This window comes from Pseudomonas indica NBRC 103045 (assembly GCF_002091635.1).
In the GTDB taxonomy this organism is placed as follows: domain Bacteria; phylum Pseudomonadota; class Gammaproteobacteria; order Pseudomonadales; family Pseudomonadaceae; genus Pseudomonas_M; species Pseudomonas_M indica.
Genome location: NZ_BDAC01000013.1, coordinates 55,090 through 78,261 on the forward strand (window position 1 = coordinate 55,090; position 23,172 = coordinate 78,261).

Here is a 23,172-nt window from a genome sequence, read left to right on the forward strand (position 1 = left end):
CGACGACCTCCCAGGTTGGTCCACCGAAGCGCGGGGAAGTTCGCTGGAAGTCCCCGAAATGCGAACTACAGCGCCCGCAGGAGAATCCGCTCGCTGGTCGCCAGATCGATATCGTGACGTTCGCCCAAGGCGACCATCCGATGTCGCTCCAGTTGCGCCAGCACCTGCGGGATCACCTCGGCATCGAGACCGTGCTCGGACAGCCGGGTCGGTATCCCCATGCGCTGGAAGAATTCGCGGGTGGCGTCGATTGCCGCCTCGATGCGAGCGTCTTCGTCGCTGCTGTGGATATGCCAGACCCGCTCGGCGTACTGCAGCAGCTTGGCGTGCTTGGCCTCGCGCCGCTCGGTGAGCAGCGCCGGCAGGACGACGGCCAGGGTCTGGGCGTGGTCCAGGTGATAGAGCGCGGTCAATTCGTGGCCGATCATGTGGGTCGCCCAGTCCTGCGGTACGCCGCAACCGAGCAGGCCATTCAGCGCCTGGGTGGCGCACCACATGAGATTGGCGCGGACCTTGTAGTCCTGCGGGTTCGCCAAGGCCTTGGGGCCTTCCTCGATCAGCGTCTGCAGCAGCCCTTCGGCATAGCGGTCCTGCAGCGGGGCGTCGGCCGGATAGGTCAGGTACTGCTCGACGGTGTGGACGAAGGCATCCACCACGCCATTGCCGATCTGCCGGGGCGGCAGGCTGAAGGTGGTGCGTGGGTCGAGGATGGCGAAGCGCGGGTAGAGCAGCGAACTGGAGATCGACAGCTTCTCCTGCCGCGCCACATGGGTGATCACCCCGTGCGGGTTGCTTTCCGAGCCGGTGGCCGCGAGGGTCAGGACGCAGCCCAGCGGCATGGCTGCCTGGACCCGGGTGCCGGTGAGCAGGTCGAGCGGGTCGCCGTCATAGCGGAGCGCGGCGGCGACGAACTTGCTGCCGTCGATCACCGAGCCGCCACCGACCGCCAGGATGAAGTCGCAGCCTTCCTCCCGGCCTTGTTCGATGGCACGCACCAGCGTGTCGAACTGCGGGTTGGGCTCGATGCCGCCGAAGCGCGACAGGCTGTAGCCGGGCAGGGCCGCTTCCACCTGCTCCCAGACGCCGTTGTGGAAGATGCTGCCGCCGCCGTGGATGACCAGCACCCGGCTGCCGGCGGGAATTTCCCTGGCCAGCTTGGCGATCTGGCCTTCGCCGAAATGAATGCGGGTCGGGTTATAGAAAGTGAAGTTGCGCATGACCGGCTCCCTGTATCGTCATCGCCTGACTATAGTCCTGCTCGACCCCGGGCGGACGCATGGCCGGATATTCAGCACGGCTTATAATGCCTGCCTGTTCGCGAGGTACGGCATGACTACAGACGATAGGTTCGGCGGCATCGCCCGTCTTTATGGGCGCGAGGGGTTGGAGCGGCTTGCGGCCGCGCACGTGGCGGTGGTCGGGATTGGCGGGGTCGGGTCCTGGGCCGCCGAGGCGCTGGCCCGTTCCGGTGTCGGGGAAATCTCTCTGTTCGATCTGGACGACGTCTGTGTGACCAACACTAATCGGCAGATTCATGCCCTGGAAGGCGCGGTCGGCAAGCCCAAGGTCGAGGTCATGGCCGAGCGCATCCGCGCCATCAACCCGGCCTGCGCGGTGCATGCGGTGGCCGATTTCGTCACCCGCGAGACCATGGCCGAATACATCACCGAGCAGCTCGATTGCGTGATCGACTGCATCGACAGTGTTCCGGCCAAGGCGGCGCTGATCGCCTGGTGCAAGCGGCGCAAGATCCAGATCATCACCACCGGCGGGGCGGGTGGGCAGATCGACCCGACGCAGATCCAGGTCGCCGACCTGAACAAGACCTTCAATGACCCACTGGCCGCCCGGGTGCGCTCGACGCTGCGGCGCGACTACGGTTTTTCCCGCACGCCGGGGCGCCATTACAGCGTGCCCTGCGTGTTTTCCTCTGAGCAATTGCGTTATCCCAAGCCGGACGGCGGGGTGTGCCAGCAGAAGAGTTTCGTCGGCGAAGGCGTCAAGCTGGACTGCGCCGGTGGCTTCGGCGCGGCGATGATGGTCACCGCCAGTTTCGGCCTGGTCGCCGCCGCACGGGCGGTGGACAAACTGGTGGCGGGCACACGGCGGCCGGCGGAGCGTCGCAGCGGCGCCTGATCGGTCGTAAGTGACCCGACTGGTGCACTGGTCGGGCGAGCGGCAGTTAGCCGGTCGGTCGTGCCAACTCGCGCATGCGCTGCAGCACGGCGTTCATCCCGTTGCTGCGCGAAGGCGACAAATGGCGGGCGAGGCCCAGTTGGGCGAACCAGTCGGCCAGGTCCAGCTTGACCAGTTCGTCGCCCGCGAGGCCGTTGACCCGGACCAGCAGCACGGCGAGCAAGCCACGGATCAGACGGGCATCGCTGGTTGCGCGGAACCGCCAGCCATCGGCGCCGGGTTCGCCAACCAGCCAGACCTGGCTTTCGCACCCGTGCACGCGGTTGGCTTCCTGCTTTTCCTCGTCGCTCAATGGCTCCAGCCGATCGCCCCACTGCATCAGCAGGCGTGCCCGCTGTTCCCAGCCGCCGCTCTGGCCGAAGGCGGCGAGGGCCTCGTTGGCGCTGTCCGGCAGGGTCATCGCAGCAACTCCAGGGCCCGGTCGAGGGCGGTGAAAAAGTGGTCCAGATCCGCGGTGTCGTTGTACAGGCCGAGGGAGACACGAATGGCGCCGGTCAGACCGAGCCGTTTGTACAGCGGCATGGCGCAATGCTGCCCGGCACGCACGGCGATGCCCTGCTCACCGAGCAGGTGGGCGAGGTCCGCCGTGTGTACGCCGTCCACTACGAAGCTGGCCAAGGCCGCTTGGGGTGTGCCGAGCACGCGCACACCGTCGCGCACCTTGAGGCCCGCCAGCAGCTTGCCGTGCAACACGGCTTCGTGGGCGAAGAGGGCACCGGTGTCCAGGCTGCCGAGGTAATCCAGCGCGGCACCGAGGGCAATGACGCCACCGATGGGCGGCGTACCGGCCTCGAAGCCCATGGGCGCACCGTGGAAGTCCGCCGAGTGATAGTCCGCCAAGTGCACCATCTCGCCACCGAACTGCCAATGGCGCAGACGCTGCAAGGCTTCGCTGCGGCCATAGAGCACGCCGACGCCCTCCGGTCCGTAGAGCTTGTGGCTGGAGAACACATAGAAGTCGCAGCCCAGCACCTGGACATCGTGGCGGCCATGGACCACCCCTTGGGCACCGTCGACCACCGTCAGCGCGTCGTGCACCTTGGCCAGGGCGATCAGCTCCGTCAGCGGCTGCCAGCAGCCGAGGACGTTGGATAGCTGGCTGATGGCGAGCAGGCGGGTCTGCGGACCGATCAATTCGCGAGCGGCGTCCATATCCACCACACCCTCCGCGGTCAGCGGCAGGACCAGCAGGCGCAGGCCGCGCCGCAGGGCGAGTTGTTGCCAGGGCAGCAGATTGGCGTGGTGTTCGAGGGCGCTGATGACGATCTCGTCGCCCGCCTCGAATTCCGCCTCCAGGCCGTAGGCCAGCAGATTGAACGCCTCGGTGGCGCCGCGGGTGAAGACGATTTCGGCCGGGCTATGGGCGTTCAGCCAGTGCGTTGCCTTGGTCCGGGTCGCTTCGAAAGCGCGGGTGGCGCGCTCGCCCGGCAGATGCTGGGCGCGGTGCACGTTGGCCGCGCCGCTGGTGTAGTAACCGAGCAGCGCGTCGAGCACCGCTTGCGGCTTCTGTGCCGTGGCGGCGCTGTCGAGGTAGACCTGGCCCTCGGCCTCGAACGCGGCGAGGGCAGGGAAATCGGAGCGCCAGGGAGAATCAAGAGCCATAGGTTCCAAGCCGTAAGCTGCAAGCCAAAGCAGCTTTCCTTGCTTATGGCTTGCAGCTTTCCGCTGCTCCTCTTAGTTGTGCGCGTGCAGCGCTTCGTTCAGCTCGATGGCGGACTTGTGCGTCTTGCACTCCACCGCGCCGGTCTGCGAATTGCGGCGGAACAGCAGGTCCGGCTGGCCGGCCAGTTCGCGAGCCTTGACCACCTTCACCAACTGGTTCTTGTCGTCGAGCAGTGCGACCTTGGTGCCGGCGGTGACGTAGAGGCCGGATTCCACGGTATTGCGGTCGCCCAGCGGGATGCCGATCCCGGCATTGGCGCCGATCAGGCAGCCTTCGCCGACGGAAATGACGATGTTGCCGCCGCCGGACAGGGTACCCATGGTCGAGCAGCCGCCGCCCAGATCGGAGCCCTTGCCGACGAACACGCCGGCCGAGACGCGGCCTTCGATCATGCCGGGGCCTTCGGTACCGGCATTGAAGTTGATGAAGCCCTCGTGCATGACGGTGGTGCCTTCACCTACGTAGGCGCCCAGGCGGACCCGCGCGCTGTCGGCGATACGCACGCCGGCCGGCACCACGTAGTCGGTCATTTTCGGGAACTTGTCCACCGAGAAGACTTCCAGCAGCTCGCCTTTCAGACGGGCTTCCAGTTGACGCTCGGCCAGCTCGGCAAGGTCCACCGCACCCTGGCTGGTCCAGGCGACGTTCGGCAACAGCGGGAAAATGCCGGTCAGGTTCTGCTGGTGCGGCTTGACCAGACGGTGGGAGAGCAGGTGCAGCTTGAGGTAGGCCTCGGGAGTGGAGGTCAGGGCGGCATCCTCGGCCAGCAGGCAGGCGACCAGCGGCTTCTGGCTTTCGGCCAGGCGGGTCAGCAGTTTCGCCTGGGTGGCGTCGATGCCTTTGATGGCTTCGGCCAGCTCGGCAGCCTGGGTGGTGGTAAAGGCGATGGCCTGGTTGCCGCCGCTGTAGCCCACCACCGGGGCGACTGCTGCGACCAGCTCGGCCGAAGGGGCGAGCAGCGGCTGCGCGTAGAAGACTTCCAGCCAGTTGCCCTGGCGATTCTGGGTGCCGACGCCGAAGGCCAGGCTGTAGAGGGATTGGGACATATCGATTCCTATGACGATGGCGAAGGTCAGGCCGGACGCCGGCTGAGCAGCAGGCCCAGACCGGCGCTGCCCAATAGGGCGGCGCAACCACGGTTGAACAGGCGACGGGCGCGCGGGCCGGCAAGGAGCCGGCCGAGGTGCACGCCCGCCAGGGCGTAGAGGGCGATGGCCAGCCATTCCAGAACCAGGAAGGCTGCGCCCAGTTGGGCGAACTGGGCACCCAGCGGCTGCTGCGGATCGATGAACTGCGGCAGGAAAGCGGTGAAGATCAGGATGGCTTTGGGATTCCCCAACGCCTGCGAATATATACTGTGAAGATTACACATCATCTGCGGGATGCTTGATTTTGTATATGCGATCTCAGGGCGGAAAAGTATACAGCTATTTGCGGTTCTCCGATCCCAAGCAGGCCGGAGGGCATAGTGCTGATCGGCAGATGCAGTACGCCAGGGCCTGGGCTGCTGAGCGGGGGTTGCAGCTGGATGAATCCCTTTCGTTGAGGGATGAGGGGTTGTCCGCTTTTCACCAGCGGCACGTCACCCAGGGGGCGCTTGGAGTCTTTCTGAAGGCGGTAGATGACGGGCGGATCGCGCCTGGCTCTGTGTTGGTGGTCGAGGGGCTTGACCGGCTGAGTCGGGCGGAACCGATTCAGGCCCAGGCGCAGCTGGCTCAAATCATCAACGCGGGCATCACTGTGGTGACCGCCAGCGATGGGCGTGAGTACAACCGGGAGCGCCTCAAGGCCCAGCCGATGGACCTGGTGTATAGCCTTTTGGTGATGATTCGCGCTCACGAGGAAAGCGATACCAAAAGCAAGCGCGTCAAGGCCGCGATTCGCCGGCAGTGTGAGGGCTGGCAGGCCGGCACATTCCGAGGGGTGATTCGCAATGGCGCAGACCCCTTCTGGGTGCGGTGGGATGGCAACGCCTGGGAGTTGATTCCGGAGCGGGTGGAGGCCGTTTTGTTCGCGCTCGCCCGTTACAGGGAGGGAATGGGGGCCAAACGGCTTCATGAGCTGATGGTGCACCGTGGTTTCGATTTGGAAGGGTGGGGCTTCCGTGCTGCGCAGCTCTACAGGGTTGTTCGGTTGGTTGGCCTGAAGGGGGCAAAGCGGATCTCGGTAGATGGCGTCGAATATCTGCTTGAGGGGTACTACCCGGCGCTGATGAGCGCGGATGAGTTCGATGAGCTACAGGATCTGAGCGGGCAGCGTCACCGTCGGCGCGGCAAGGGCTCGATTCCTGGGATCATTACCGGTATTGGCCTGGCGTGGTGTGGATATTGCGGCTTGAGTGTCTGCGCCATGAATCAAAAAGGAAAAGTGGATGAGGCCGGCCGGTTGCGGGATACGTACCGGCGGATGCTCTGTTCCTCGGCCCAAGTCGGCAACCCGTGTGCTGCGAATTCTACGAGCGTGGCGCCCTTGGAGCGGGCGGTCATGGCCTACTGTTCCGATCAGATGAATCTACAGCGTCTACATGAGCCGGCCGTTCAAGGCCAGGACCTGCGGCAGCGGGTGATTGGCATTCGGCGGCGAGTCGAGGACCTGGAGCGGCAGTTGGCTCGAGTCACGGATGCCTTGCTCGCCGGCGAGAGTGAGGGGGCGGCGCCGCTGGCATTCGTCAGGAAGGCGAGGGAGTTGGAGGCGCAGATTCAGGAGGGCCAGGTCGAACTCCAGCAGGCCGAGCGCGAATTAGCGGGGGCTGCGACAAGGCAGACGCCTGCAGACGCCCAGCGGTGGGCGGCTTTGGCGAGTGCGGTAGAGGCTCAGGATGTCGATGCTCGTGACCGGGTTCGGCAACTCATGATGGACACCTTCGAACGCATCGTCATTTACATGAAGGGCTTGATTCCCGCCGAGGGGCGCGCCAAGCATCTCGATGTGCTGCTGATATCCAAGGCCGGGCAGCGGCGTTGGATGAGAATAGATCGAAAGACCGGGGTGTGGACGGCTGGGACGGATAGGCTGCAAAACTGATGAATGAAAGACGCCCAGGTTTTGGCCTGGGCGTGCGGATTAGGCAGGTTTTACAGTGATGATGTTGTCCAAGTGGGCGTTTAAATCATCCCTTTTTATGGGCGCTTTGCCAGGGTAGCTCTTCATGTGTTTGATGATGATGTTGCGGTTTGCGTCGGTCAGGGCGCCGCCCCTTCTCGTAAGGTAAGTGTCGACGAACTGTTTCACCTCCCATTCTTCCGTTAGGGAAACGAACATCTGGTCGATCTTGCCGCGCTCTTGCTTGTTATCTTCCGTATTCCACGACATGCGTGAGTCTCCTTTGTGCGTGCTGGCGATGTGCTGCCAACCGCATCCTCTCATAATGAACTGCTCTTGCAAGTCAGGCTGCTTTCTTTGCTGACTTTGTTTCCCCGGGTGGACTGCTATGTACAACCAAGTGGCCCTGCCCCTGCCAGAAGTTCTCCTGCACCTCCACACACACACACCACGCGGCCCACGCAACGTCAGGCCCTGCCACAACGATGTTGCCGTCATCATCGACGATTGCCATGCGCGCCGGCTTCCCGTCCTTCGTGGCAACTTGAAATCCCGTGCTGACGTTCGCGCTGATGGTGGCGGCGTCAAGGGGTGGATTCGGGATCGCTGACTTCATGCCACTCCCTCCAGCGGCAGGCCGCGCTGCTGCAATGCAGCCATCGCTGCGGGGTTAATCCATAGGCATTCCTGGCGGGTACTGCCGCCTCGGCCGGCTGAGATGCGGGCCGAGGTGCTGTTCGTCGACCAGCCTTCAAGTGCATTGGTGTAGAGCGCGCTCGGGTAGCCGCTGAGTACGACCATGCCCTGCAGTGTGTTGAGGGTGGTCAGCAGCTCAGCGTGTTGGTTGTCGTCCAGCTCGTGGCGGTAGTAGCGACCCTTCTGGGCGCCGCGTACCCGAGTACCGTGCATGTAGGGTGGGTCTACATAGTGCAGGGCAACGGGGGAGTCGTGCGCGAGCATGGTCTCGATCGCTGGGCGGTTCTCGATCAATACGCCGGCGAGGCGGCGGCCGATGTCGGCGATCTGTTCCGGGTATCGGGCCCATATCTGTTGGGCGGTGCCATAGGCCCGGTAGCAATCGGTGCGGAAACCCGTGGTGCCCTTGCTTGCCCCGGCCGAGCCGAAGCCCATTTGGGCGCGGATGATGGTTCGCCGGGCCCTTTCTACCGGATCGTCCGTGAAGATCCAGGCCTGCTCGAACTCGGCCCTGGCGTAGGGCGTCAGGACCAGGCGCTCAGTCAATTGCTCGCGGGTCTCTGCGTCCTGCAGAACCCTGAACAGGTTGACTACATCGCCGTCCAGGTCGTTGTAGACCTCACCATGACTACGCGGTTTCTGCATAAGCACGCCGGCGGCCCCCCCGAATGGTTCAACGTACACCTGATGGGGTGGGAAGTGCTCGATGACCCATGGAGCCAGCCGAAACTTGCCGCCGTGGTAGCGGATGACGGGCGAGGTGATAGTCATGCTGCCACCTCGGCCGGTGTTTCGAAGTTGAACATCTGTTGTTGCAGCTCGGGAAGGTAGGCGCGCGGGGTATCGGGCATTTGCTCTGGCAGCTGCTCCCTGGGAGGCGCTCCGCGTACTGCGATGAAGGATGAGCTGGCGAGCAAGTTGTGAGCGTGCATGGGCTCTTCTACCCATCGCCCACGGCGATAGACCTGAACGAGGTAGCCTTCGTCATCAGGTCGGTAGAAATCACCGCTTTCTTTGCCGATATGGGTGGCACCGTCAGGTGCGGGGCCGGTGTGGATAGGCGTTGGGTGTCGCCGCTCTAGTTCGGCCCTAGCGCAATCAGCGGCCTCCAGGTAACCGCTGGTATGCCTGTGCGGGCAACGCCAGAGGATCTTGAAGCTGGGGTCGCGCAGGCAGCCTTGCCAGTGTCCTGGGGTGCCCTGGTCGGTCGAAACGATCAGAGTCTGATTCATGCTGCCACCTCGCTCCGCTGAATGTCCACCAAGTTGGCGCGCACCAGGGCGGCGGCGACTGGCGGGCAGACGCTGTTGCCGCACATGCGCACTTGGCTGGACTTGGAGAGCCTCGGGTTTGTCAGGGTGCGGTCGTGGATGTAGTCGGCCAGGAAGCCTTGGGCGGCGTAGAGTTCGTGCGGCTCCAGCATGCGCATGCCGATATCGACGATCTGGTAGGGCTCGCCCTTGACCATCACCAGCCCCATGCGGTGCTTGGTGGTGATGGTGTGTAGGGGGGCGTCCAGCGTTTGGCCGACGGCGGTTTCGTAATACTTGAGCAGGAAGGCGCGCACCTCGCCGAGGTGGTTGCCTGAAGCCGTAATGGTGTGCAGAGGCTCGCTCACTGGTTGGCCGTCGCGGCTGGTCCCGCGCAGCTTGACCAGGCTACTGGCTACCAGTGCAGACTTGCCGCCGCCGCCCGCGGTTACGGTGCCCAGTGGTTCGCCGGCAGAGTGCCCCACGCTTGCACCGAAGTCGCGCTGGATGTGCGCAAGCACCAGGGCGTTATGGTCCACCGTGGTAACCGTGGGAGCCGGAGCGTCCAGCGGCGCGCCCGGGCCGGTGTAGTTTCCGCCGTAGTGCTTGGCGAGGAAGGCGGCGACCAAGCCGATCGGTGCTGCGCCGCCTGGACGCTTGATGAAGCTGTTGGCCGTCACGGTGGGCAGGGGCTCCTCAACCGAGGTGCCACTGTCGTTGGTGCGGAATTTGGTGATCACGGGGGCGATCAGGGCGAAATGCCCTCCCTTCACCTCGGCACAGATGGTGCGCAGCGGTTCGTTGGCCGGCATGTTCCGCTGGATACTGCCGTTGGCATGCTCGGTGATGAACGGCGCCAGTTTGGGCACCACTAACCCGGTACCGAGCTTGCTGGTGATGGTTTGCAGCGGTTCGTCCAGGGGCTGGCCCCGGAAATAGTCATAGCCATGGTTGACCTTGACCAGGAAGGGATCGGCAGCGTCGATGACATAGCGCTGAATGCCCCGGGCAATGCGGCGCAGAGTGGCCTCGGCCAGTGGTCGCTTGCGGGTGAAGATGGATGGGCAGGGAAGCGACCAGTCGATAATGTCCGCCGCCAGTCGTTGGGGCTTGGCCTGTTTGGCTTTGACCTCAGGGCTGCCGGCCGGCAGGTGGCTGGCTTCCGGCCAGACGATCGGCAATCCATCGCAGCGGGCGATCAGGAACAGGCGCTTGCGGATGGTGGCGGCGCCGTACTGGTTGGCGCGCAGCTCGCGCCATTCCACTTGGTAGCCGTGGCGGCGCAAGGCGTTGATGAAGCTGTTGAAGGTGCGGCCCTTGTTCTTCGGGCAGGGGCGGCCATCGGCCAGCGGTCCCCAGGTGACGAACTCCTCGACGTTCTCCAGCATGATCACGCGCGGGCGCACGGTGGCGGCGTAGCGGATGGCGACCCAGGCCAGGCCGCGAATCGCCTTCTTTACCGGCTTGCCGCCCTTGGCTTTGCTGAAGTGCTTGCAGTCCGGGCTGAACCAGGCGAGGTCAACGGGGCGTCCGCCAGTGATTTCGCGTGGGTCCACCTCCCACACGCTTTCGCAATAGTGCTTGGTGTGCGGGTGGTTGATCTCGTGCATGGCGATGGCTTCGGGATCGTGGTTGATGGCGATATCCACCGGCCTGCCGAGTGCCATTTCAATGCCGGTGGACGCGCCGCCGCCGCCGGCGAAGTTGTCTATGACCAGCCCGGCAAAGTTGAAGCTGGGTTGGGGGTGGATGCGGTAGAGGTTGGTCATGGCGTTTCCTTACGGCGAAGCGCTTCGAGTTCGGCGTGGAGGCGGGCGATTTGGACGCGCAGCTCGGCAATGAGGGTTTGGGCGGTGGCGAGGCCTACGCTCAGGCCCTGGCGGTAACCTGCTGCACGCCAGTGCTCCCGGCGCATCACTGCGAGGTGTGCGGTGGCGGCGAGGGCAGCGGCGAAGCCCACGGTCATGGCGATGTAGGTGGTGCTCATGAGCGGTCTCCCTGGTGCCCATACCCCACGACAAGCTGCGCGGGCGGGCACACGTGTAAGCGAAGCTGGGCAGCAACGGTGGGCGCCCGGCGCACGCCTGCGGTTGGGGTATGCGCCCCTGCGGGGGCGGTGGGTTGGGTTTGAAATAGGCCTGCTGCTACGCAGCAGAGGCTGTTTATCTCGCCACCGGCGAGCCTCTGCGGGCGGCCTGCGGGGCTTTGTGCAGGTGCCAGCGCCTGGGCCAGGCCGCCGCCGCGCTTTCGCGCGGCCGGAGCTTGGGTGTGGGCGGTGGCGAGGGTGGTGTGGGCGCGGCTCATGGTGCTCACCGTCCCTGCCGGAGATCGGCGAGTTTGCGCGTCAGGTCCATCGAGGCGCGGCGCGCAAGGCCTGATTCACGCGGGAGCGACCCGAAGTCATAACCGGTTGCACGGCGAGCCGTGCGGAGCTGCTTGGCGGCCTGGATGAAGCGGGCCGCCTCGATGATGGCCTGGTCGAGGGTTTGGTCTTTCATGCGAAGGCCCTCCGGCGGTGGGAGGTGCCGAGCAGCTCCAGCAGTTGGTCATGGAAGGCTTGCCGCGCTTCGGGTGGTGTCATGCGCGGGATGCTGCAGGGCAGTGCCTGGTAGCCGGCAAGGCACTCCCATTTGCTGGGGTGATCCGGCATCAGCTCGCGCCTTTCGGTGGCCAGGGCCACCATGTCTGCCTCTTTCACACTTGAAGGCAGGTCCGGCTCGATATCGAAGCGTTCGCAGATGGCAAACCAGATGCGCTGCTCAATCTGCCGATAGGTGTCCAATAGGATGCTCAGCCCCTGGCCCTGTGAGTCGGGGAGTATCTGGATGAGCGCCGCCTTAATACCGGCGACATCGCGCGGCATTCCAGCGTCGACGCATATATCCAGCCACGCTTCCGTGTGCTGCCGCGCCACTTCCATGAGCAACTGCTTGAAGGGGCGGGTGAGGTCGGCGATGTAGGCCTCGGTGGCGTCATGCAGGAGGGCCGGGAGCCTGTCTTGCTCGGGCACGATGCCGGCGACCAGCACGCTGTGTTGGGCGACGGAGTAGTGCCAGTAGCCATGTCCATTGAAGCGAGGCATCTGCGACAGGGCGTGGGCGATATCGACGGTGCTGACCAGTTCCGCCTTGGGGTGGAGCAGGTCGAAGCACTTACCGGTGTGGGTGAGAATCCAGCTCATGCGCGGGCCTCCTCTTGCAGTGCCCACTGGTTGCTCTCGGCCACCAGTGAGCCCGATCCCAGGACGTCCAGCACGACGGCCCAGAGGCGGAGGGCTGGCCATTGGAAGCGGTCGAAGTCCACGTCGGGTTGCACGCCGTATGTGCAGGTCGAGCGCGCGCCGTATGGCACCTCGCTGGTTTTCTTCATCAGGGTCGCAACCCTGCCGTCTCCCAGCGGTTGGGTCTGGTGATAGCGGTACGGCTTCATGACATAGGAGTCGCCGGCTGGGATGTCCTCGATGGAATCCTCGATTAGGTTGATGCGGCCATCGGCCTTCCATGGTCGGCCGCCGCGAGGGGTTCGAGGCCCTTCATGGAGATAGGTCATATGTGTGCCGTCCGCGCGGTGTTCCGCTCGGTACTCGATGTTGCGTTGGGTGCCGATCAGCACGCGGGAGACGAAGCCGAATCTGTGGTCGTGAATGGCCGAGTGCTCAAAACAGGCGCGCCGAGGGAGGATCGGGTGCCATACGTGCAGCCTCAGGTCGCCCTGCAGCTGCACCTGGATGAAGCCCAGGCCGTGCAGGCTGATGGTTGCGCGCATAGGGTCGATGACGGTGCTCATACCTTGGCTTCCTTCTTCAGGGCGTCCAGCAGAACGGCGTTGCGGGTCGCGGTTTGGAGTTGCCAGAGCGCGGAGGCGCCGATCAGGGCGCGGACCTGGCGGACGAATTCGGCATGTTCCAGCTCCAGGGCGTGCAGTTTCTGGATGGCGCGCTGGTGGTCGTGCTGGAGTTGGCCGGCGGCCTCGGGGCTGAGGCGCAGCAGGGGGAAGGTGCGACGCATGGGGCACCTCACGGGTACATGGGGGCTTCGAGGTTGCCCTGGCGGGCAAACTCGGCGTCGACCCGTTCCCAGGTCGACAGGTCGCGCGCTTCCTGTTCCATCTGCGCACGGTGGATGATTTCCCGGAGTGACTCTGTGCCGGGCGGTGACTTGAGCGAGAAGCGCAATTCGGCGCAGGAGAAACCGTCGTCGTAGGCGTACTCGGCATGCTGGCTGAGCCACTGGATCAGCGTGGTATCAGGGTGCTCCGGGCTCGTCGGCAGGGGCTTGCTGGCAGCCTGAAGGGCCAGGCCGAGGCGCGCGGCCATGTTGAGTGCGTGTTGCGCCAGGGTGCGGGCGAAGCGGGCATGGTCCGCGCAGTTGATGCCGGCGAAGGTGTTGGCGGCCAGCTCCAGTTTCATGGCGATGGCGTCGAGCTGGTGGCCGTCGTCCGCAGTGAAGGGGTTGGCGCGGTGGGCAAACAGGGCCACGCGGTTGTCGGCGTCCCGCTGGACGGCCTCGAGTTCGGCCTTGTGTTTCAGCTGGGCGGCCTCTGCGGCCGAGAGGCGGGCGCGCAGCGTGGCGTTGGCCTCGCTGGTGGCCCGGTAGCGTTGCTCCAGGTCGGAGAAGCGCGGCTCCAGGTCGGTGAGGGCTTTGGCGCGGCCTTCTTCTTCGCCGTCCTCCGAGCCGTCGATGCGGCCGGATCGGTAGCCGACCCAGAACATGATGACGCCGATCGCGATGCAGGCGATCAGGATGATCCAGGGCGACAGGGTGGGGTACGTCAGTGTCATGGTGGTGTGCTCCTTGGTGGTGTTGTCGCCCTGGCTGGTGGTGGCAGCCGGGGCGGTAGGGGTTACGGCGTCTACAGCGTGGCCAGCACGTGGCGGGTGCCGTCCGGGCCCGGCGCGGTGATGACTCCTTCGGTTTCCAGCGTTTCGATCAGGCGAGCGGCGCGGTTGTAGCCGATGCGCAGAAAGCGCTGAATGGCGCTGATGCTGGCTCGGTCGCTGCGGATGACGAAGCCGCGGGCACTGGCCAGCAGCTCGTCCTGGTCTTCGCCGACTGGGCCGACCGGGAGGGTGGCGGCCATGGCCTGGAGCATGCTCAGTTGCTCTTCGGTGGCGCGGTCGAACACTTCGGGGCGAAGCCTGGGGATGGCGTGGTCCGCATCGGCTTCACGCTGGGCCAGCAGGTCACCCTGTTGGCTGAGCAGCTCGATCTCGATGTCCTGGGCGAGGAAGTCCGCCAGGATCGGCAGGGCGTTGCCGGGCGGCTGGCTGACGGCACAGGAGAACTGCAAGTTGGCGCGCTTGCCGTCGAGGGCCTCGAAGCTGAATCCGCCCAGGCGGCAGCCCGGCAGGTGCATGCCGAGGGTGTTCAGTTCGACCTCGTTGATGCGGCGGCTGAAGCTCAGGCTGGAGAGCTGCGGGAAGCGGGGCTTGCCGTCTTTGTCGTCCTTCCAGAAGCACTCCAGCGCCTGGCCTTCGTTGTCGACGCAGAGCAGGTCGTCGATGACATCGGCTTCGACGTTGCAGACCAGCTTCAGGTCGAAGGCCAGGGCGGGCGCGTCCTTCGGCCCTTCCTGCCTCAGGTTGATGTGCTTGAGGGTGGCCACGGTGACCAGGTTGAGTTCCATCGGTTACTCCTGTTCCGGTTGCTGCTCGCGGGCCAGCAGCTCGTCCGCCTGGTAGGCGCGGGCTTCGACGTAGGCAGCGAGGTGGTGGATCTCGACGAACTCTTCCCCTTTGCGGGACGGGTCCAGCTGGGTGACGGGCAGGGCGATGCGTTCGCCCAGCGCCTTGCGGAAGGTGTCGATATTGAGGTTGCGGAAGTACCGCGCGCGCAGCGTTTCCAGGGGGATGAGCACGTCGCCGAAGGTCCGGTGCAGCAGCTCGACGGTATCCGGCCGGGGGGCTGGCAGCAGGCGCAGCGGCGTCTGGTTGGCGGGCTGGCTCATGCTGGCACCTCGCTGGCCTGGCGGCGTTGCTCCGGCTCCTCGTCGCCGCGCAGCGGCATCAGGAAGCGCTCTGCGATGATGGCCGGCTCGCCGCCTTGGCCGCGTACGCCCCAGACCGGACGGGTGACGCGGTAGCGGGTACCGGCGTAGGTGAACTCCTCACCGGGTTCGGCGCGGTCGATCAGGGTGACAACGGAACCGGCCGGCAGGATGTTGCCGAACGGGCGAAGGGTGAGCGCCTGATCGCCTGGTTGAAAGGACCGGTTCATGCCGCGGCCCTCTGTTGCAGCCAACATTCCTTGGCGCGGTCGGCGCCGGTGTAGGGCGGCTGGTCGTAGTTCAGCTCGATTGCGCGTTGATAGTTGGCATCGATTACCAGTTGGGTCAGGTTGTGGTACTCACAGCCTTCAATCAGGCCGATCCTTAACGCCAGGAGAAGGGCGGAGTAGGCTTGATCAGCCGCTGTGTTGCGGGCTATATCAGAGACTGCCTCACGTGTCCTTTTGCAAAGCGGTCGAATGAGCAGCAGTAGGGTTTGGCGGCCCTGCTTGATGCTGATGGTGGTTTTCTTACGGGGCTTGTTATCCATTTGCCTTCCCTCCTCGGGGGTGGTTCCAGGCGATTTCCACGTGTTTTTTCACCAGCTCCCGCCATTCGGCCGGCACGTTCTCAAGGGCGGCCCTGCGCTCCTCCAGGGTGCGCAGGGCGAGCACCTGGCGGGCGTACTCGCGGGGGCGGGTGCCGCTGGCGTCAGGCGACATCGCGGCGGTCCGGTGTGGGTGGCGGCATCGGCAGGTCGATGCCGAGTTGTTCGGCGAGCCAGCGCACGCCGGCCTCGGTGACCTTGCAGGACCGGCTGTATTGCATGCCGCACTGCGGGTGGAACCACTGGCCTTCCCTGATGCGGAGGTAGGCGCGGTCCCGTACCGGGTGGGCGGGCAGGTTATTGCTGTCCAGCAGGCCCTTGGCCTGCATGCGCTCGATCAGCTTGGGGCGGGTCAGCCCCAGGCGTTTTGCGGCTTTTTGGAGGTCCAGGTGCATGGGCACCTCACGCGGCGTTGCGGCGAGCCGGCGCCGTGACGGCGCGGTCTACGCGACCGTTGGCGATGTCGCCGATGAACTCGGCGAGCGTGAGATGTCGGGCACGGTCGGTGCTGGACAGGCGAATGCTGTGGCGTTCGGCGCCCATCTCGACGGTGGCCAGGGTCAGTTCTGGGCCGCGGTCGGTAGTGAGGCGGATCGAAACCTGATGCTGCCCATTGGCCGAGCGTGCGATGTGGTTGAACGTGCCGGACAGGTTGACCTGGGCAGCAAGGCGCTGGATGGCGTTTTCCGAGAGGGTGAAAAGGCTCATCAGGCAGCCCTCCCGCCGTCATTCGGGTCGAAGGGAGCCGGCTGGGGCTTGCTGCTGATCAGGCGGGGTTTGCGGGGGATGTAGCGGACACCGGCCATTTCAGCGGCGCGGCGAAGCTTGAAGATGCGGTCAATGTCGCACGCCGGATGGGCGTGCAAAGTGGCGGTGTGCATGTGTTACCTCGACTCAGTGGTGGTGAGACGAGGCAAATATCACGCAACGTGTTTATGTTGTCAACACATATTGTGATTAATCGTCGAGTGTGAAGTACACGAACCGTGATGACTTAAGGATGCCGCCGACCAGATGGATTTTCTCGACGTCGGGTTCAGGGATGTGGATCGACCCATGTTCGGCATTGACGCTATCCAGCCGGTACATACCGTCGCGAAGGTAGATGAACTCCTTGATCATCGACCGGCCGTCTCGGGTCTTGACCATGACTTCGTCGCCGCTGAAGAAGGGCTTGTTCGGCTCGACCAGCACGAACTCTCCGTTCTTGATTCGGGGATGCATGCTGTCGCCGACCACGCGCAAGCCATAGGCGTTAGGGTCGTCGCTATGGATTTGGAGGAAACCATCGCCATGGCCGGGTGGGAAATCCATGGCTTCGAAGTAGCCGTTGTCGCCGAGTTGGGCTTTGCCCACGACTGGGACAGTCCCTTCTTTCACTGCTCCGGTTGCATCCGGGGTAAGACCATAACGGCCGGTGGGTTCAGCGATGCCGGGCGTTCCTGAACCGGGTACGGCATAGGACCCGAGCAGTTCGGCGACGCTCAACTCCAGCGCGCGGGCGATCTTCTGTAGATCGTCCAGGTTGGGTTGCCGGAGGTTCTTTTCATAGTTCCCGATGCGGGATTGGGATGCCCAGCCGCACGCCTGAGCCAGCTTGGCCTGGCTCATGCGCTTTTCATTGCGGAAGCGGGCGATGCGGTCGCCGAGTGTGTTCATGTGTGATTTTTTATCACGAACTGAAATCTCTCTCTTTCACTTATCGTGTTGAAATAATCACGAATCGTGGTTAGGATGCGCTCGTAACTCTTGGAGTGACCCTATCGTGAATCGAATTAAAGAGATCCGTGGCCAAGCCGGCATCCGCCAGAGAGAGCTGTTCGCCGCGTTGGGTTGGACTCAGACCCGGCTCAGCAATTACGAAGCGGGGCGCCGTGTGCCTGGCCTCGCCGAGTGCCGGGAAATTGTCAGAGCGCTCAACCGCTTAGGGGCGACCTGTTCGCTGGATGACGTATTTCCGCCCGACCTCCCGATGGAGGCTGCGGCCGCATAAAAAACCGGGCGGCCTCACCAGCCGCCCGGTCCTCCCGGCGCCTCCCCACCACGGGGGCTAACCGGGGGATGCGTTGGCCGCACGCGAGCACACCAGTACACCACGCTCGGCCATCGCACCCACCGAGGCACGGATGCCTCGGGTTGCCAGCCTCTCCACCACGAGCTGCTGGCTGTGACGGCGGGGTGGCAGCGGAGCTGCTGCCTCGCCATCGGGTGGCGGTTCGGGTCTTCTTTGCGGGATTCCCCGGCCGCCTGTGACCACCTTGCGAGTGACCACGGGTGCGACTGTAGCAATTTGCTCACCCCGTGGCACTGGCAACCTGTTGGGGAGTAATGCCATGGGACGCACTGTTTTCGGTTGCGTTGAGCGGGCGCGGCGGGAAATCCTCCCGCTCGAACTCGCGCTGTATCACGCGGTGAGGGAGTACCCGGGCGGCGCCGCCGCCGTCGCCGCGACGGTGGGGCGCAACGCCACCACGCTGCAACACAAGCTCAGCCCTACCCATCCCACCCATACGCTGAATGTCGCGGAGCTGGAGGAGATCCTGCCGCTGACCCGCGACCCGCGGGTGATGGATTCGCTGTGCATGGCGTTCGGGGATGCGATCTGGCTGGACGTGCGCGACCTGCAGCCGGGAAGTTCTCCTGCGTCGCTGGTGTCCGGCATCGGCGAGATGCTGCGTCGGGAGTCTGACCTCGCCGGCCAGGTAGCGGCGAGCCTGGAGGATAACCGCATCGACCTGGATGAGCTGGCCGAGCTGGAGTTGCTGACAGTGCGGATGGCTCAGGCGGTGTTCGGCCTGTTGTTCCGCGCCCGGCAGCAGCATGCGGAGGGCCAGGACAATGGCTGACCGTGCCGATATTGCCAGCGAGCTGGAACAGGAACGCCTGTCCGCCATCTTCGCCGCCCGCCAGCCCTCGGCCGGCGGTGTTTCCGCTTTGAGCTGCGATAGCTGTGGCGGTGACATTCCGGAGGCCCGCCGTGTGGCGGCGCCGGGGTGTCGCTTTTGCGTGGAGTGCCAGGATTGGATCGAGCGGGGGGCGTGGTGATGCGGAAGACTCGTGAACAATGGGCCGGGGTTTCGGCCAAGCACATCGCCGAATATGCGCAGATGCACCAGGTGATGCTGCTGGTCGAGGATGCTCAGGCGGATATAGAGGAGCTGTGTAGGCAGTTGGAGCAGGCTAAGCAGAAGCCTATCTGCATGCCGCTTCGCGCCAATGTCCTGCAAGGCGACTCGTTCGCCACTCAGCTTGCGGAGTCATACAACGACGCCTTGGACGAAGTGGCGCGCCTGAACGCCGCGCCTATTGCGAAGGCGTCCGGTGAGCAACTCATTCCATGCGACGTGATGCTGCCACCAGCAACGACGATCAGGTGCGGATGCTCGCTGAATACTCTGCTTGCGGCCATGAAGCTGCGCGATGGCTTCCCGGAAGCGCAGCGGGTATTCGACAGCCCTGCGCAGACCGAGCAGCACATTCTAAGTGCCGGCCAGCGACTCTATGACGAGCTGCGCCAGTGGCTAGCAACTGAGCACGACCCCGATAGTCAGGAGGCATTGCAAGCGTGGCGCGAAGCCATCGCGCAGACGGCCCCGCAGCACCCTGACGATGCAGCCGTGGACCGCTTCGCCGCAGCGATGAAGATCAAGCTGGCAGCGGCTCGTGCCAAGGGCCGCAGCGGCTGGGATAAGCCGCTCAGGTGCCGAGTTGAGACATTGGCCGGCATGTTGGTCAGGCACCTGCGCAAGGGCAACGAAGGCACGTTCGAGGATGTGGCTAATTTCTGCATGATGCTGCATCAGCGTGGTGTGGACCCACAGGTATTGGCCGGTGCTGCCCGCCCGGCGGAGACCGAGCAGCAGGCATGCAAGTGGGTGCGTGATGCAGATACCGGCGCCTACGAAACTGCCTGTGGCGTAACTTGGCACCTGGCCGATGGCGGGGAGCCCGAAGAGCACGGCCAGTATTACTGCCACCACTGCGGCAAGCGGATCGACGCCGAGGGTGCAGAGGGGGATGGTTCTGTATGAGCATTCCCGAAAACATGCTGGAAATCATCAATGGCCGGATGCACGAAGGCGCTTGCCCTACCTCCGGCAGCTTGGGTGAGTGCTGCATCATTAGCGAGGCCGCCGATGGCCTTTTCGAGTCCGTCCTGTACATCTGGGACAGCGCCTTCAACGACTCGGCCGCTGTGGCCGGTTGGTTCAAGGGGGCTGGAGCCAGTGACGTCTCGGTTAAGCATACGCTGTACAGCGACTGGAACGACGACCGGGATGGCAAGACCATCGATGGTATGCGGGAGTGGAGTGTGGTCTTCACGCTGGCCGAACAGACCGAGATTGGGCGGGAGGGCGCGGTATGAAGGAGCGCCCCATTCTGTTCACTGGCCCGATGGTGCGGGCCATTCTCGAAGGGCGGAAGACTGTCACGCGGCGGGCGATCAAGCCGCCGCCAGATTTCCTTGGCTCGATGGCCGACCCGACAACCCCGTTCAAAACCCTGGGCGCGGGCCTCCACGGGCAGATTGTTTGCCCATACGGTCAGCTAGGCGACCGGCTATGGGTTCGTGAGAGTTGGGCAGCTGACGCCCAGGTTGATGCGGTTGCGCCGCGAGACCTGAGCCAAGGCGAGCCAATCCTATACCTAGCGGATGGAGGTGCCCGCCAGACTGGATGCTCCATGATCACGCCGGGTAAAGCGCGCCCATCCATTCACATGCCCCGCTGGGTTAGCCGCATCCTGCTGGAGATCGTTTCGGTGCGTGTCGAGCGCCTGCAGGATGGCGACGGCGAGACGGCCTTCGAAAGTCGTTATATCGCCGAGGGTATCAATCGCATCCATCACGGCGATGGTGAGTACTACTACCACGCCTTTGAGAGCGAGCCTGGCCCCGGTAATTGGATCGATCCCTTCGACGCCTGGCGCGAGCTTTGGGTGTCGGTCAACGGAGTCGATTCCTGGGCGACCAACCCCTGGGTCTGGGTTGTAGAGTTCAAGCGCCTGGAGGTTGCTCATGGCTGACAACCCCTTGGACTACGTGCTCGATCAGCTCCAGGCGTACGGCCTGGAGCCGATCAGCCCCCGGCAGAGTTGGGTGTTCGGCAAGCTGACCCGTTGCCCGGCGAGTGGCGACAAGGCCGGCGAGAAGAACGGTTGGTACGTACTGCATGAGTACATGACCGAGAAGGGCGAGACGCTGTACTTCGGCGCCTATGGCGACTGGCGGCAGCAGGAGTCGCAGAAGCTGAAGGTGAAGGGTACGAAGCTGACCCCCGAAGAGCGGGACTTGATGCGTGCCCGGCAGGAGGAGGCGAAGCGCAAGGCAGCGGAGACCAAACGACACGCTGCGCGGCGAGCTGCCAAACGTGCGGCGGGGATGTGGGAGAAGTTGCCCGACAAGGGGCGGTCGGCGTACCTGGACCGGAAGCAAATCATCGGCTTCGGGGTGCGTTACGGGCGCAACGGGACGTGTATGGTGCCCATGCGGACCTTCGTTGGTGGCGTGGTCGGCCTGCAGGTGATCCACGCGGAGCGCCAGGCGGATACGGGGCGCGACAAGCAGTATTGGCCCGCGGGCATGGAGAAGGAGGGCGCGCACCATCTGATCGGCCCTCGGCCGGAACCGGGTGAGCCGATCCTGGTGTGCGAGGGGTTCGCGACCGGCGCCAGCCTGCATATGGCGACGTCGCTGTGCGTGGCGGTGTCGTTCGATGCCGGCAACCTGCTGCCGGTCGGGAAGGCGCTGCGGGAAGAGTTCCCCGGGCGGCCCTTGATCTTCTGCGCGGATGACGACTGGAAGACCACTCGGCCGGACAAGACCACGCCCTGGAACCCGGGTGTGGAGAAGGCGGAGAACGCCGCGGTGATCCTGGGCGGCCAGTTCGTGGTGCCGGTGTTTGCCGGCGAGCGCGAGGAGAAGTGGACCGACTGGAATGACCTGCACGTCGCGGAGGGGTTGGATGCGGTTCGCCGCCAGGTGATGGCGGTTGTCCGGCCGCGTGCGGATGGCGGCTGGTATGACTTGCTGTTGCGCACGAGCAATGGCGCGCTGTGTGCCCACATGATCAACGTGAGCCTGATCCTGGGCAACGATGAGCGCTGGAAGGGCGTGCTGGGCTACAACACGTTTTCCTCGAAGACGATGGCGTTGCGCACGCCGCCCTTCGGTGGCCAGCCCGGCGAGTGGACGGACCTGCACGACATGCTGACGGTGGAGTGGCTCGCGCAGCAGTACGGCCTGCTGGTGAAGTCCGCCTCGGTGTTGGAGGCGGTGAGCGTGGTGGCGAGCAAGAACAGCTTCCACCCCGTCCGGGACTACCTGGAGGGGCTGACGTGGGACGGGACGGCCCGACTTGAGTCGTGGCTGTACCTGGTGTGCGGCGTGCCGTTGACGTCGTACAGCATGAAGGTGGCCAAGCGCTGGATGATCGGCGCGGTGGCGCGGATCATGCGGCCCGGTTCGAAGGTGGACAACGTGCTGATCCTCGAGGGCGGGCAGGGCGAGGGGAAATCGACCTTGCTGGCGATTTTGGGCGGCGAGTGGTTCATGGATACGCCGTTCACGCTCGGTGACAAGGAAGCCTTCCAGATGATCCGCGGCAAGTGGATCGTGGAGCTGGGGGAGCTGGATGCGTTCAACAAGGCCGACTCGACCAAGGCCAAGCAGTTTTTCTCCGCGTCTACCGATACCTTCCGGGAGAGCTATGGCCGCAGGACGGCGGATGTGCCACGCCAGTGTGTGTTCGCCGGCACCACAAACCAGGAAGAGTATCTGAAGGACACGACCGGCAACCGGCGCTATTGGCCGGTGCTGTGCGAGAAGGTGGAGCACGAGGCATTGCGGGAGATTCGCGACCAGCTCTGGGCCGAGGCGATGTTCTGCTACCAGGCCGGGGACATCTGGTGGGTGGAGAAGCACGAGAAGGCCGTGTTCGAGGAGGAGCAGGACGCGCGGTATACGGTCGATGCCTGGGAGCACAAGATCCTGCCGTGGCTGGAGGATTACGTGGGGGAGACGGTGACCAGTGACAAGGTGCTGGGGGAGGCCTTGAACCTGGACTTCGGCCACTGGGGCAAGCCTGAGCAGATGCGAGTGGGGCACATCATGCATCGCCTGGGTTGGCGTCGGGAGCGGTTGCCGTCGTCCGGGAAGTCGAAGAACAGGCCGTGGGGCTATCGGCGGCCGAAGGATTGGCGGCGGGCGGCCGAGCTGCCGCCGCAGGCGAAGGAGATGCCGTTTTGATCCGGGCGATGGATGAGCTGTTGCAGCGGTGGGCGGATGAGCTGCACTCCGGCGGCACTGTGCCGCTGCCGGGTGGGGGCGGCAATATCATCGCCCTGTTGATTGCCACGCGTGGGGAGCTTGTGCGGGGTGGGGGAGGGCCTCGCGACCCTTGGGACAGGACGGCGGATGTGGAGTTGATCTACAACAAGCACCTGCCGGATGCGTTGCGGGTGGTGGTGCATGAGCACTATCTGAACCGGGACAGTCTGGATTCGCAGAAGCTGGCGTATTGCGGTCTCAGCCGGGCGGCGTATTATCGCCGGCTGCATGAGGCCCATGAATTCATCCAGTCGATGCTGCTGGAGCGCGCAGCGTGAGTTCGCGGCGCTCTGGCCCACTGTCCGGCCTTGGCCCACTGCATTTTGTTGCAGTGGGTCGGGCTCTGTCCCGCGCCGTCCTTGGGTTTGTCCCACCGTCCCACCTTATCCCCGTTGTGCGTCATGTG

At 64.5% G+C, this 23,172-nt stretch carries 34 protein-coding genes and 1 pseudogene; 10 read left to right on the top strand and 25 right to left on the bottom strand.

The genetic code is table 11. The features are described 5' to 3' along the window. Positions 1 to 65: 65 nt before the first annotated feature. Complete coding sequence (locus PIN01S_RS16075) at positions 66 to 1,217, bottom strand: iron-containing alcohol dehydrogenase (RefSeq protein ID WP_084336827.1); 1,152 nt, start codon at positions 1,215 to 1,217, stop codon at positions 66 to 68. A gap of 112 nt (positions 1,218 to 1,329) precedes the next feature. Here PIN01S_RS16075 and tcdA point away from each other — a divergent pair, with 112 nt between their 5' ends. Further along, complete coding sequence (gene tcdA, locus PIN01S_RS16080) at positions 1,330 to 2,136, top strand: tRNA cyclic N6-threonylcarbamoyladenosine(37) synthase TcdA (protein ID WP_084336829.1); 807 nt, start codon at positions 1,330 to 1,332, stop codon at positions 2,134 to 2,136. Positions 2,137 to 2,182: 46 nt separating this feature from the next. Here tcdA and PIN01S_RS16085 read toward each other — a convergent pair whose 3' ends face one another. The 4 genes and pseudogenes from PIN01S_RS16085 to PIN01S_RS16100 form a co-directional block, all read right to left on the bottom strand. Further along, positions 2,183 to 2,596, bottom strand: a complete 414-nt coding sequence (locus PIN01S_RS16085; protein WP_084336831.1) for a SufE family protein — start codon at positions 2,594 to 2,596, stop codon at positions 2,183 to 2,185. After that, positions 2,593 to 3,798 (bottom strand): aminotransferase class V-fold PLP-dependent enzyme, encoded by a 1,206-nt coding sequence (locus tag PIN01S_RS16090; RefSeq protein ID WP_084336833.1) that lies wholly within the window; start codon positions 3,796 to 3,798, stop codon positions 2,593 to 2,595. Before PIN01S_RS16090 ends, PIN01S_RS16085 begins: the two co-directional genes overlap by 4 nt. Before the next feature lie 72 nt (positions 3,799 to 3,870). After that, positions 3,871 to 4,905: a 2,3,4,5-tetrahydropyridine-2,6-dicarboxylate N-succinyltransferase gene (dapD, locus tag PIN01S_RS16095; RefSeq protein ID WP_084336835.1), complete on the bottom strand. Its 1,035-nt coding sequence runs from the start codon at positions 4,903 to 4,905 to the stop codon at positions 3,871 to 3,873. A 26-nt stretch (positions 4,906 to 4,931) separates the two neighbouring features. After that, positions 4,932 to 5,201 (bottom strand): annotated as a pseudogene (locus PIN01S_RS16100) (LysE family translocator); the annotation flags it as partial. 56 nt (positions 5,202 to 5,257) lie between these two features. On the opposite strand from PIN01S_RS16100, the gene PIN01S_RS16105 reads away from it, so the two are divergent. After that, on the top strand, positions 5,258 to 6,883 hold the full coding sequence (locus PIN01S_RS16105) for a recombinase family protein (RefSeq protein ID WP_084336837.1): 1,626 nt from the start codon (positions 5,258 to 5,260) through the stop codon (positions 6,881 to 6,883). Positions 6,884 to 6,922: 39 nt separating this feature from the next. Here the strand turns inward: PIN01S_RS16105 and PIN01S_RS16110 are convergent, their stop codons facing one another. The 20 genes from PIN01S_RS16110 to PIN01S_RS16200 form a co-directional block, all read right to left on the bottom strand. Further along, entirely contained in the window at positions 6,923 to 7,171 is a 249-nt protein-coding gene (locus PIN01S_RS16110) for a hypothetical protein (protein ID WP_084336839.1), read from the bottom strand. 73 nt (positions 7,172 to 7,244) lie between these two features. Next, the gene (locus PIN01S_RS16115) at positions 7,245 to 7,517 is read right to left on the bottom strand and encodes a hypothetical protein (protein WP_084336841.1); all 273 of its coding nucleotides are present in this window, start codon (positions 7,515 to 7,517) and stop codon (positions 7,245 to 7,247) included. After that, the gene (locus PIN01S_RS16120; RefSeq protein ID WP_084336843.1) at positions 7,514 to 8,368 is read right to left on the bottom strand and encodes a DNA adenine methylase; all 855 of its coding nucleotides are present in this window, start codon (positions 8,366 to 8,368) and stop codon (positions 7,514 to 7,516) included. The genes PIN01S_RS16115 and PIN01S_RS16120 overlap by 4 nt, the downstream gene beginning before the upstream one ends. Next, the gene (locus PIN01S_RS16125; RefSeq protein ID WP_084336845.1) at positions 8,365 to 8,829 is read right to left on the bottom strand and encodes a hypothetical protein; all 465 of its coding nucleotides are present in this window, start codon (positions 8,827 to 8,829) and stop codon (positions 8,365 to 8,367) included. Before PIN01S_RS16125 ends, PIN01S_RS16120 begins: the two co-directional genes overlap by 4 nt. Next, positions 8,826 to 10,616 (bottom strand): DNA cytosine methyltransferase, encoded by a 1,791-nt coding sequence (locus tag PIN01S_RS16130; RefSeq protein WP_084336847.1) that lies wholly within the window; start codon positions 10,614 to 10,616, stop codon positions 8,826 to 8,828. The genes PIN01S_RS16125 and PIN01S_RS16130 overlap by 4 nt, the downstream gene beginning before the upstream one ends. Further along, positions 10,613 to 10,834, bottom strand: coding sequence for a hypothetical protein (locus tag PIN01S_RS16135; RefSeq protein ID WP_084336849.1), 222 nt, complete (start codon positions 10,832 to 10,834; stop codon positions 10,613 to 10,615). The genes PIN01S_RS16130 and PIN01S_RS16135 overlap by 4 nt, the downstream gene beginning before the upstream one ends. A 322-nt stretch (positions 10,835 to 11,156) precedes the next feature. Continuing rightward, entirely contained in the window at positions 11,157 to 11,345 is a 189-nt protein-coding gene (locus tag PIN01S_RS16140) for a hypothetical protein (RefSeq protein WP_084336851.1), read from the bottom strand. After that, positions 11,342 to 12,028: a hypothetical protein gene (locus PIN01S_RS16145; RefSeq protein ID WP_084336853.1), complete on the bottom strand. Its 687-nt coding sequence runs from the start codon at positions 12,026 to 12,028 to the stop codon at positions 11,342 to 11,344. The genes PIN01S_RS16140 and PIN01S_RS16145 overlap by 4 nt, the downstream gene beginning before the upstream one ends. After that, complete coding sequence (locus PIN01S_RS16150; protein ID WP_084336855.1) at positions 12,025 to 12,633, bottom strand: hypothetical protein; 609 nt, start codon at positions 12,631 to 12,633, stop codon at positions 12,025 to 12,027. The genes PIN01S_RS16145 and PIN01S_RS16150 overlap by 4 nt, the downstream gene beginning before the upstream one ends. Further along, positions 12,630 to 12,854, bottom strand: a complete 225-nt coding sequence (locus PIN01S_RS16155) for a hypothetical protein (protein ID WP_084336857.1) — start codon at positions 12,852 to 12,854, stop codon at positions 12,630 to 12,632. Before PIN01S_RS16155 ends, PIN01S_RS16150 begins: the two co-directional genes overlap by 4 nt. Positions 12,855 to 12,862: 8 nt before the next feature. Further along, positions 12,863 to 13,627 carry a hypothetical protein gene (locus tag PIN01S_RS16160; RefSeq protein ID WP_084336859.1) on the bottom strand — a complete coding sequence of 255 codons (765 nt, stop codon included), beginning with the start codon at positions 13,625 to 13,627 and terminating at the stop codon, positions 12,863 to 12,865. A gap of 71 nt (positions 13,628 to 13,698) precedes the next feature. Then, positions 13,699 to 14,472, bottom strand: coding sequence for a DNA translocase FtsK (locus PIN01S_RS27460; protein ID WP_084336861.1), 774 nt, complete (start codon positions 14,470 to 14,472; stop codon positions 13,699 to 13,701). A gap of 3 nt (positions 14,473 to 14,475) precedes the next feature. After that, a complete protein-coding gene (locus PIN01S_RS16170) occupies positions 14,476 to 14,793 on the bottom strand; it encodes a pyocin activator PrtN family protein (protein WP_084336863.1) in 318 nt (105 codons plus the stop codon). Further along, positions 14,790 to 15,062 (bottom strand): hypothetical protein, encoded by a 273-nt coding sequence (locus PIN01S_RS16175; RefSeq protein ID WP_084336865.1) that lies wholly within the window; start codon positions 15,060 to 15,062, stop codon positions 14,790 to 14,792. Before PIN01S_RS16175 ends, PIN01S_RS16170 begins: the two co-directional genes overlap by 4 nt. Beyond that, the gene (locus PIN01S_RS16180; RefSeq protein ID WP_084336867.1) at positions 15,059 to 15,382 is read right to left on the bottom strand and encodes a hypothetical protein; all 324 of its coding nucleotides are present in this window, start codon (positions 15,380 to 15,382) and stop codon (positions 15,059 to 15,061) included. Before PIN01S_RS16180 ends, PIN01S_RS16175 begins: the two co-directional genes overlap by 4 nt. Continuing rightward, positions 15,375 to 15,554 (bottom strand): hypothetical protein, encoded by a 180-nt coding sequence (locus tag PIN01S_RS16185; RefSeq protein WP_084336869.1) that lies wholly within the window; start codon positions 15,552 to 15,554, stop codon positions 15,375 to 15,377. Before PIN01S_RS16185 ends, PIN01S_RS16180 begins: the two co-directional genes overlap by 8 nt. Then, entirely contained in the window at positions 15,544 to 15,834 is a 291-nt protein-coding gene (locus PIN01S_RS16190) for a phage antirepressor KilAC domain-containing protein (RefSeq protein WP_084336871.1), read from the bottom strand. Before PIN01S_RS16190 ends, PIN01S_RS16185 begins: the two co-directional genes overlap by 11 nt. 7 nt (positions 15,835 to 15,841) lie before the next feature. Next, positions 15,842 to 16,147 (bottom strand): hypothetical protein, encoded by a 306-nt coding sequence (locus PIN01S_RS16195; RefSeq protein WP_084336873.1) that lies wholly within the window; start codon positions 16,145 to 16,147, stop codon positions 15,842 to 15,844. Then, positions 16,147 to 16,320: a hypothetical protein gene (locus tag PIN01S_RS26770; RefSeq protein WP_169715840.1), complete on the bottom strand. Its 174-nt coding sequence runs from the start codon at positions 16,318 to 16,320 to the stop codon at positions 16,147 to 16,149. Before PIN01S_RS26770 ends, PIN01S_RS16195 begins: the two co-directional genes overlap by 1 nt. A 76-nt stretch (positions 16,321 to 16,396) precedes the next feature. Beyond that, on the bottom strand, positions 16,397 to 17,098 hold the full coding sequence (locus tag PIN01S_RS16200) for an XRE family transcriptional regulator (RefSeq protein WP_084336875.1): 702 nt from the start codon (positions 17,096 to 17,098) through the stop codon (positions 16,397 to 16,399). Between the two features lie 106 nt (positions 17,099 to 17,204). Here PIN01S_RS16200 and PIN01S_RS16205 point away from each other — a divergent pair, with 106 nt between their 5' ends. The 8 genes from PIN01S_RS16205 to PIN01S_RS16240 all read left to right on the top strand — a co-directional run bounded on the left by PIN01S_RS16205 (position 17,205) and on the right by PIN01S_RS16240 (position 23,044). Then, positions 17,205 to 17,432, top strand: a complete 228-nt coding sequence (locus tag PIN01S_RS16205; RefSeq protein ID WP_084336877.1) for a helix-turn-helix transcriptional regulator — start codon at positions 17,205 to 17,207, stop codon at positions 17,430 to 17,432. A 340-nt stretch (positions 17,433 to 17,772) separates the two neighbouring features. After that, positions 17,773 to 18,285: a phage regulatory CII family protein gene (locus PIN01S_RS16210; RefSeq protein ID WP_084336879.1), complete on the top strand. Its 513-nt coding sequence runs from the start codon at positions 17,773 to 17,775 to the stop codon at positions 18,283 to 18,285. Continuing rightward, entirely contained in the window at positions 18,278 to 18,484 is a 207-nt protein-coding gene (locus PIN01S_RS16215; protein WP_084336881.1) for a TraR/DksA C4-type zinc finger protein, read from the top strand. Before PIN01S_RS16210 ends, PIN01S_RS16215 begins: the two co-directional genes overlap by 8 nt. Beyond that, entirely contained in the window at positions 18,484 to 19,470 is a 987-nt protein-coding gene (locus PIN01S_RS16220; RefSeq protein ID WP_084336883.1) for a hypothetical protein, read from the top strand. Before PIN01S_RS16215 ends, PIN01S_RS16220 begins: the two co-directional genes overlap by 1 nt. Continuing rightward, positions 19,467 to 19,805 (top strand): hypothetical protein, encoded by a 339-nt coding sequence (locus PIN01S_RS16225; protein ID WP_084336885.1) that lies wholly within the window; start codon positions 19,467 to 19,469, stop codon positions 19,803 to 19,805. Before PIN01S_RS16220 ends, PIN01S_RS16225 begins: the two co-directional genes overlap by 4 nt. After that, the gene (locus tag PIN01S_RS16230) at positions 19,802 to 20,464 is read left to right on the top strand and encodes a hypothetical protein (protein ID WP_084336887.1); all 663 of its coding nucleotides are present in this window, start codon (positions 19,802 to 19,804) and stop codon (positions 20,462 to 20,464) included. Before PIN01S_RS16225 ends, PIN01S_RS16230 begins: the two co-directional genes overlap by 4 nt. Then, positions 20,457 to 22,685 (top strand): VapE domain-containing protein, encoded by a 2,229-nt coding sequence (locus tag PIN01S_RS16235; RefSeq protein WP_084336889.1) that lies wholly within the window; start codon positions 20,457 to 20,459, stop codon positions 22,683 to 22,685. Before PIN01S_RS16230 ends, PIN01S_RS16235 begins: the two co-directional genes overlap by 8 nt. Next, a complete protein-coding gene (locus tag PIN01S_RS16240) occupies positions 22,682 to 23,044 on the top strand; it encodes a PA0613 family protein (protein ID WP_084336891.1) in 363 nt (120 codons plus the stop codon). The genes PIN01S_RS16235 and PIN01S_RS16240 overlap by 4 nt, the downstream gene beginning before the upstream one ends. Positions 23,045 to 23,172 lie beyond the last annotated feature (128 nt).

Bases quoted from the DNA above. Each gene is read 5' to 3' on its own strand.
- PIN01S_RS16075 (WP_084336827.1), bottom strand. From the start codon at position 1,217: ATGCGCAACTTCACTTTCTATAACCCGACCCGCATTCATTTCGGCGAA.
- tcdA (WP_084336829.1), top strand. From the start codon at position 1,330: ATGACTACAGACGATAGGTTCGGCGGCATCGCCCGTCTTTATGGGCGC.
- PIN01S_RS16085 (WP_084336831.1), bottom strand. From the start codon at position 2,596: ATGACCCTGCCGGACAGCGCCAACGAGGCCCTCGCCGCCTTCGGCCAG.
- PIN01S_RS16090 (WP_084336833.1), bottom strand. From the start codon at position 3,798: ATGGCTCTTGATTCTCCCTGGCGCTCCGATTTCCCTGCCCTCGCCGCG.
- dapD (WP_084336835.1), bottom strand. From the start codon at position 4,905: ATGTCCCAATCCCTCTACAGCCTGGCCTTCGGCGTCGGCACCCAGAAT.
- PIN01S_RS16105 (WP_084336837.1), top strand. From the start codon at position 5,258: ATGCGATCTCAGGGCGGAAAAGTATACAGCTATTTGCGGTTCTCCGAT.
- PIN01S_RS16110 (WP_084336839.1), bottom strand. From the start codon at position 7,171: ATGTCGTGGAATACGGAAGATAACAAGCAAGAGCGCGGCAAGATCGAC.
- PIN01S_RS16115 (WP_084336841.1), bottom strand. From the start codon at position 7,517: ATGAAGTCAGCGATCCCGAATCCACCCCTTGACGCCGCCACCATCAGC.
- PIN01S_RS16120 (WP_084336843.1), bottom strand. From the start codon at position 8,368: ATGACTATCACCTCGCCCGTCATCCGCTACCACGGCGGCAAGTTTCGG.
- PIN01S_RS16125 (WP_084336845.1), bottom strand. From the start codon at position 8,829: ATGAATCAGACTCTGATCGTTTCGACCGACCAGGGCACCCCAGGACAC.
- PIN01S_RS16130 (WP_084336847.1), bottom strand. From the start codon at position 10,616: ATGACCAACCTCTACCGCATCCACCCCCAACCCAGCTTCAACTTTGCC.
- PIN01S_RS16135 (WP_084336849.1), bottom strand. From the start codon at position 10,834: ATGAGCACCACCTACATCGCCATGACCGTGGGCTTCGCCGCTGCCCTC.
- PIN01S_RS16140 (WP_084336851.1), bottom strand. From the start codon at position 11,345: ATGAAAGACCAAACCCTCGACCAGGCCATCATCGAGGCGGCCCGCTTC.
- PIN01S_RS16145 (WP_084336853.1), bottom strand. From the start codon at position 12,028: ATGAGCTGGATTCTCACCCACACCGGTAAGTGCTTCGACCTGCTCCAC.
- PIN01S_RS16150 (WP_084336855.1), bottom strand. From the start codon at position 12,633: ATGAGCACCGTCATCGACCCTATGCGCGCAACCATCAGCCTGCACGGC.
- PIN01S_RS16155 (WP_084336857.1), bottom strand. From the start codon at position 12,854: ATGCGTCGCACCTTCCCCCTGCTGCGCCTCAGCCCCGAGGCCGCCGGC.
- PIN01S_RS16160 (WP_084336859.1), bottom strand. From the start codon at position 13,627: ATGACACTGACGTACCCCACCCTGTCGCCCTGGATCATCCTGATCGCC.
- PIN01S_RS27460 (WP_084336861.1), bottom strand. From the start codon at position 14,472: ATGGAACTCAACCTGGTCACCGTGGCCACCCTCAAGCACATCAACCTG.
- PIN01S_RS16170 (WP_084336863.1), bottom strand. From the start codon at position 14,793: ATGAGCCAGCCCGCCAACCAGACGCCGCTGCGCCTGCTGCCAGCCCCC.
- PIN01S_RS16175 (WP_084336865.1), bottom strand. From the start codon at position 15,062: ATGAACCGGTCCTTTCAACCAGGCGATCAGGCGCTCACCCTTCGCCCG.
- PIN01S_RS16180 (WP_084336867.1), bottom strand. From the start codon at position 15,382: ATGGATAACAAGCCCCGTAAGAAAACCACCATCAGCATCAAGCAGGGC.
- PIN01S_RS16185 (WP_084336869.1), bottom strand. From the start codon at position 15,554: ATGTCGCCTGACGCCAGCGGCACCCGCCCCCGCGAGTACGCCCGCCAG.
- PIN01S_RS16190 (WP_084336871.1), bottom strand. From the start codon at position 15,834: ATGCACCTGGACCTCCAAAAAGCCGCAAAACGCCTGGGGCTGACCCGC.
- PIN01S_RS16195 (WP_084336873.1), bottom strand. From the start codon at position 16,147: ATGAGCCTTTTCACCCTCTCGGAAAACGCCATCCAGCGCCTTGCTGCC.
- PIN01S_RS26770 (WP_169715840.1), bottom strand. From the start codon at position 16,320: ATGCACACCGCCACTTTGCACGCCCATCCGGCGTGCGACATTGACCGC.
- PIN01S_RS16200 (WP_084336875.1), bottom strand. From the start codon at position 17,098: ATGAACACACTCGGCGACCGCATCGCCCGCTTCCGCAATGAAAAGCGC.
- PIN01S_RS16210 (WP_084336879.1), top strand. From the start codon at position 17,773: ATGGGACGCACTGTTTTCGGTTGCGTTGAGCGGGCGCGGCGGGAAATC.
- PIN01S_RS16215 (WP_084336881.1), top strand. From the start codon at position 18,278: ATGGCTGACCGTGCCGATATTGCCAGCGAGCTGGAACAGGAACGCCTG.
- PIN01S_RS16220 (WP_084336883.1), top strand. From the start codon at position 18,484: ATGCGGAAGACTCGTGAACAATGGGCCGGGGTTTCGGCCAAGCACATC.
- PIN01S_RS16225 (WP_084336885.1), top strand. From the start codon at position 19,467: ATGAGCATTCCCGAAAACATGCTGGAAATCATCAATGGCCGGATGCAC.
- PIN01S_RS16230 (WP_084336887.1), top strand. From the start codon at position 19,802: ATGAAGGAGCGCCCCATTCTGTTCACTGGCCCGATGGTGCGGGCCATT.
- PIN01S_RS16235 (WP_084336889.1), top strand. From the start codon at position 20,457: ATGGCTGACAACCCCTTGGACTACGTGCTCGATCAGCTCCAGGCGTAC.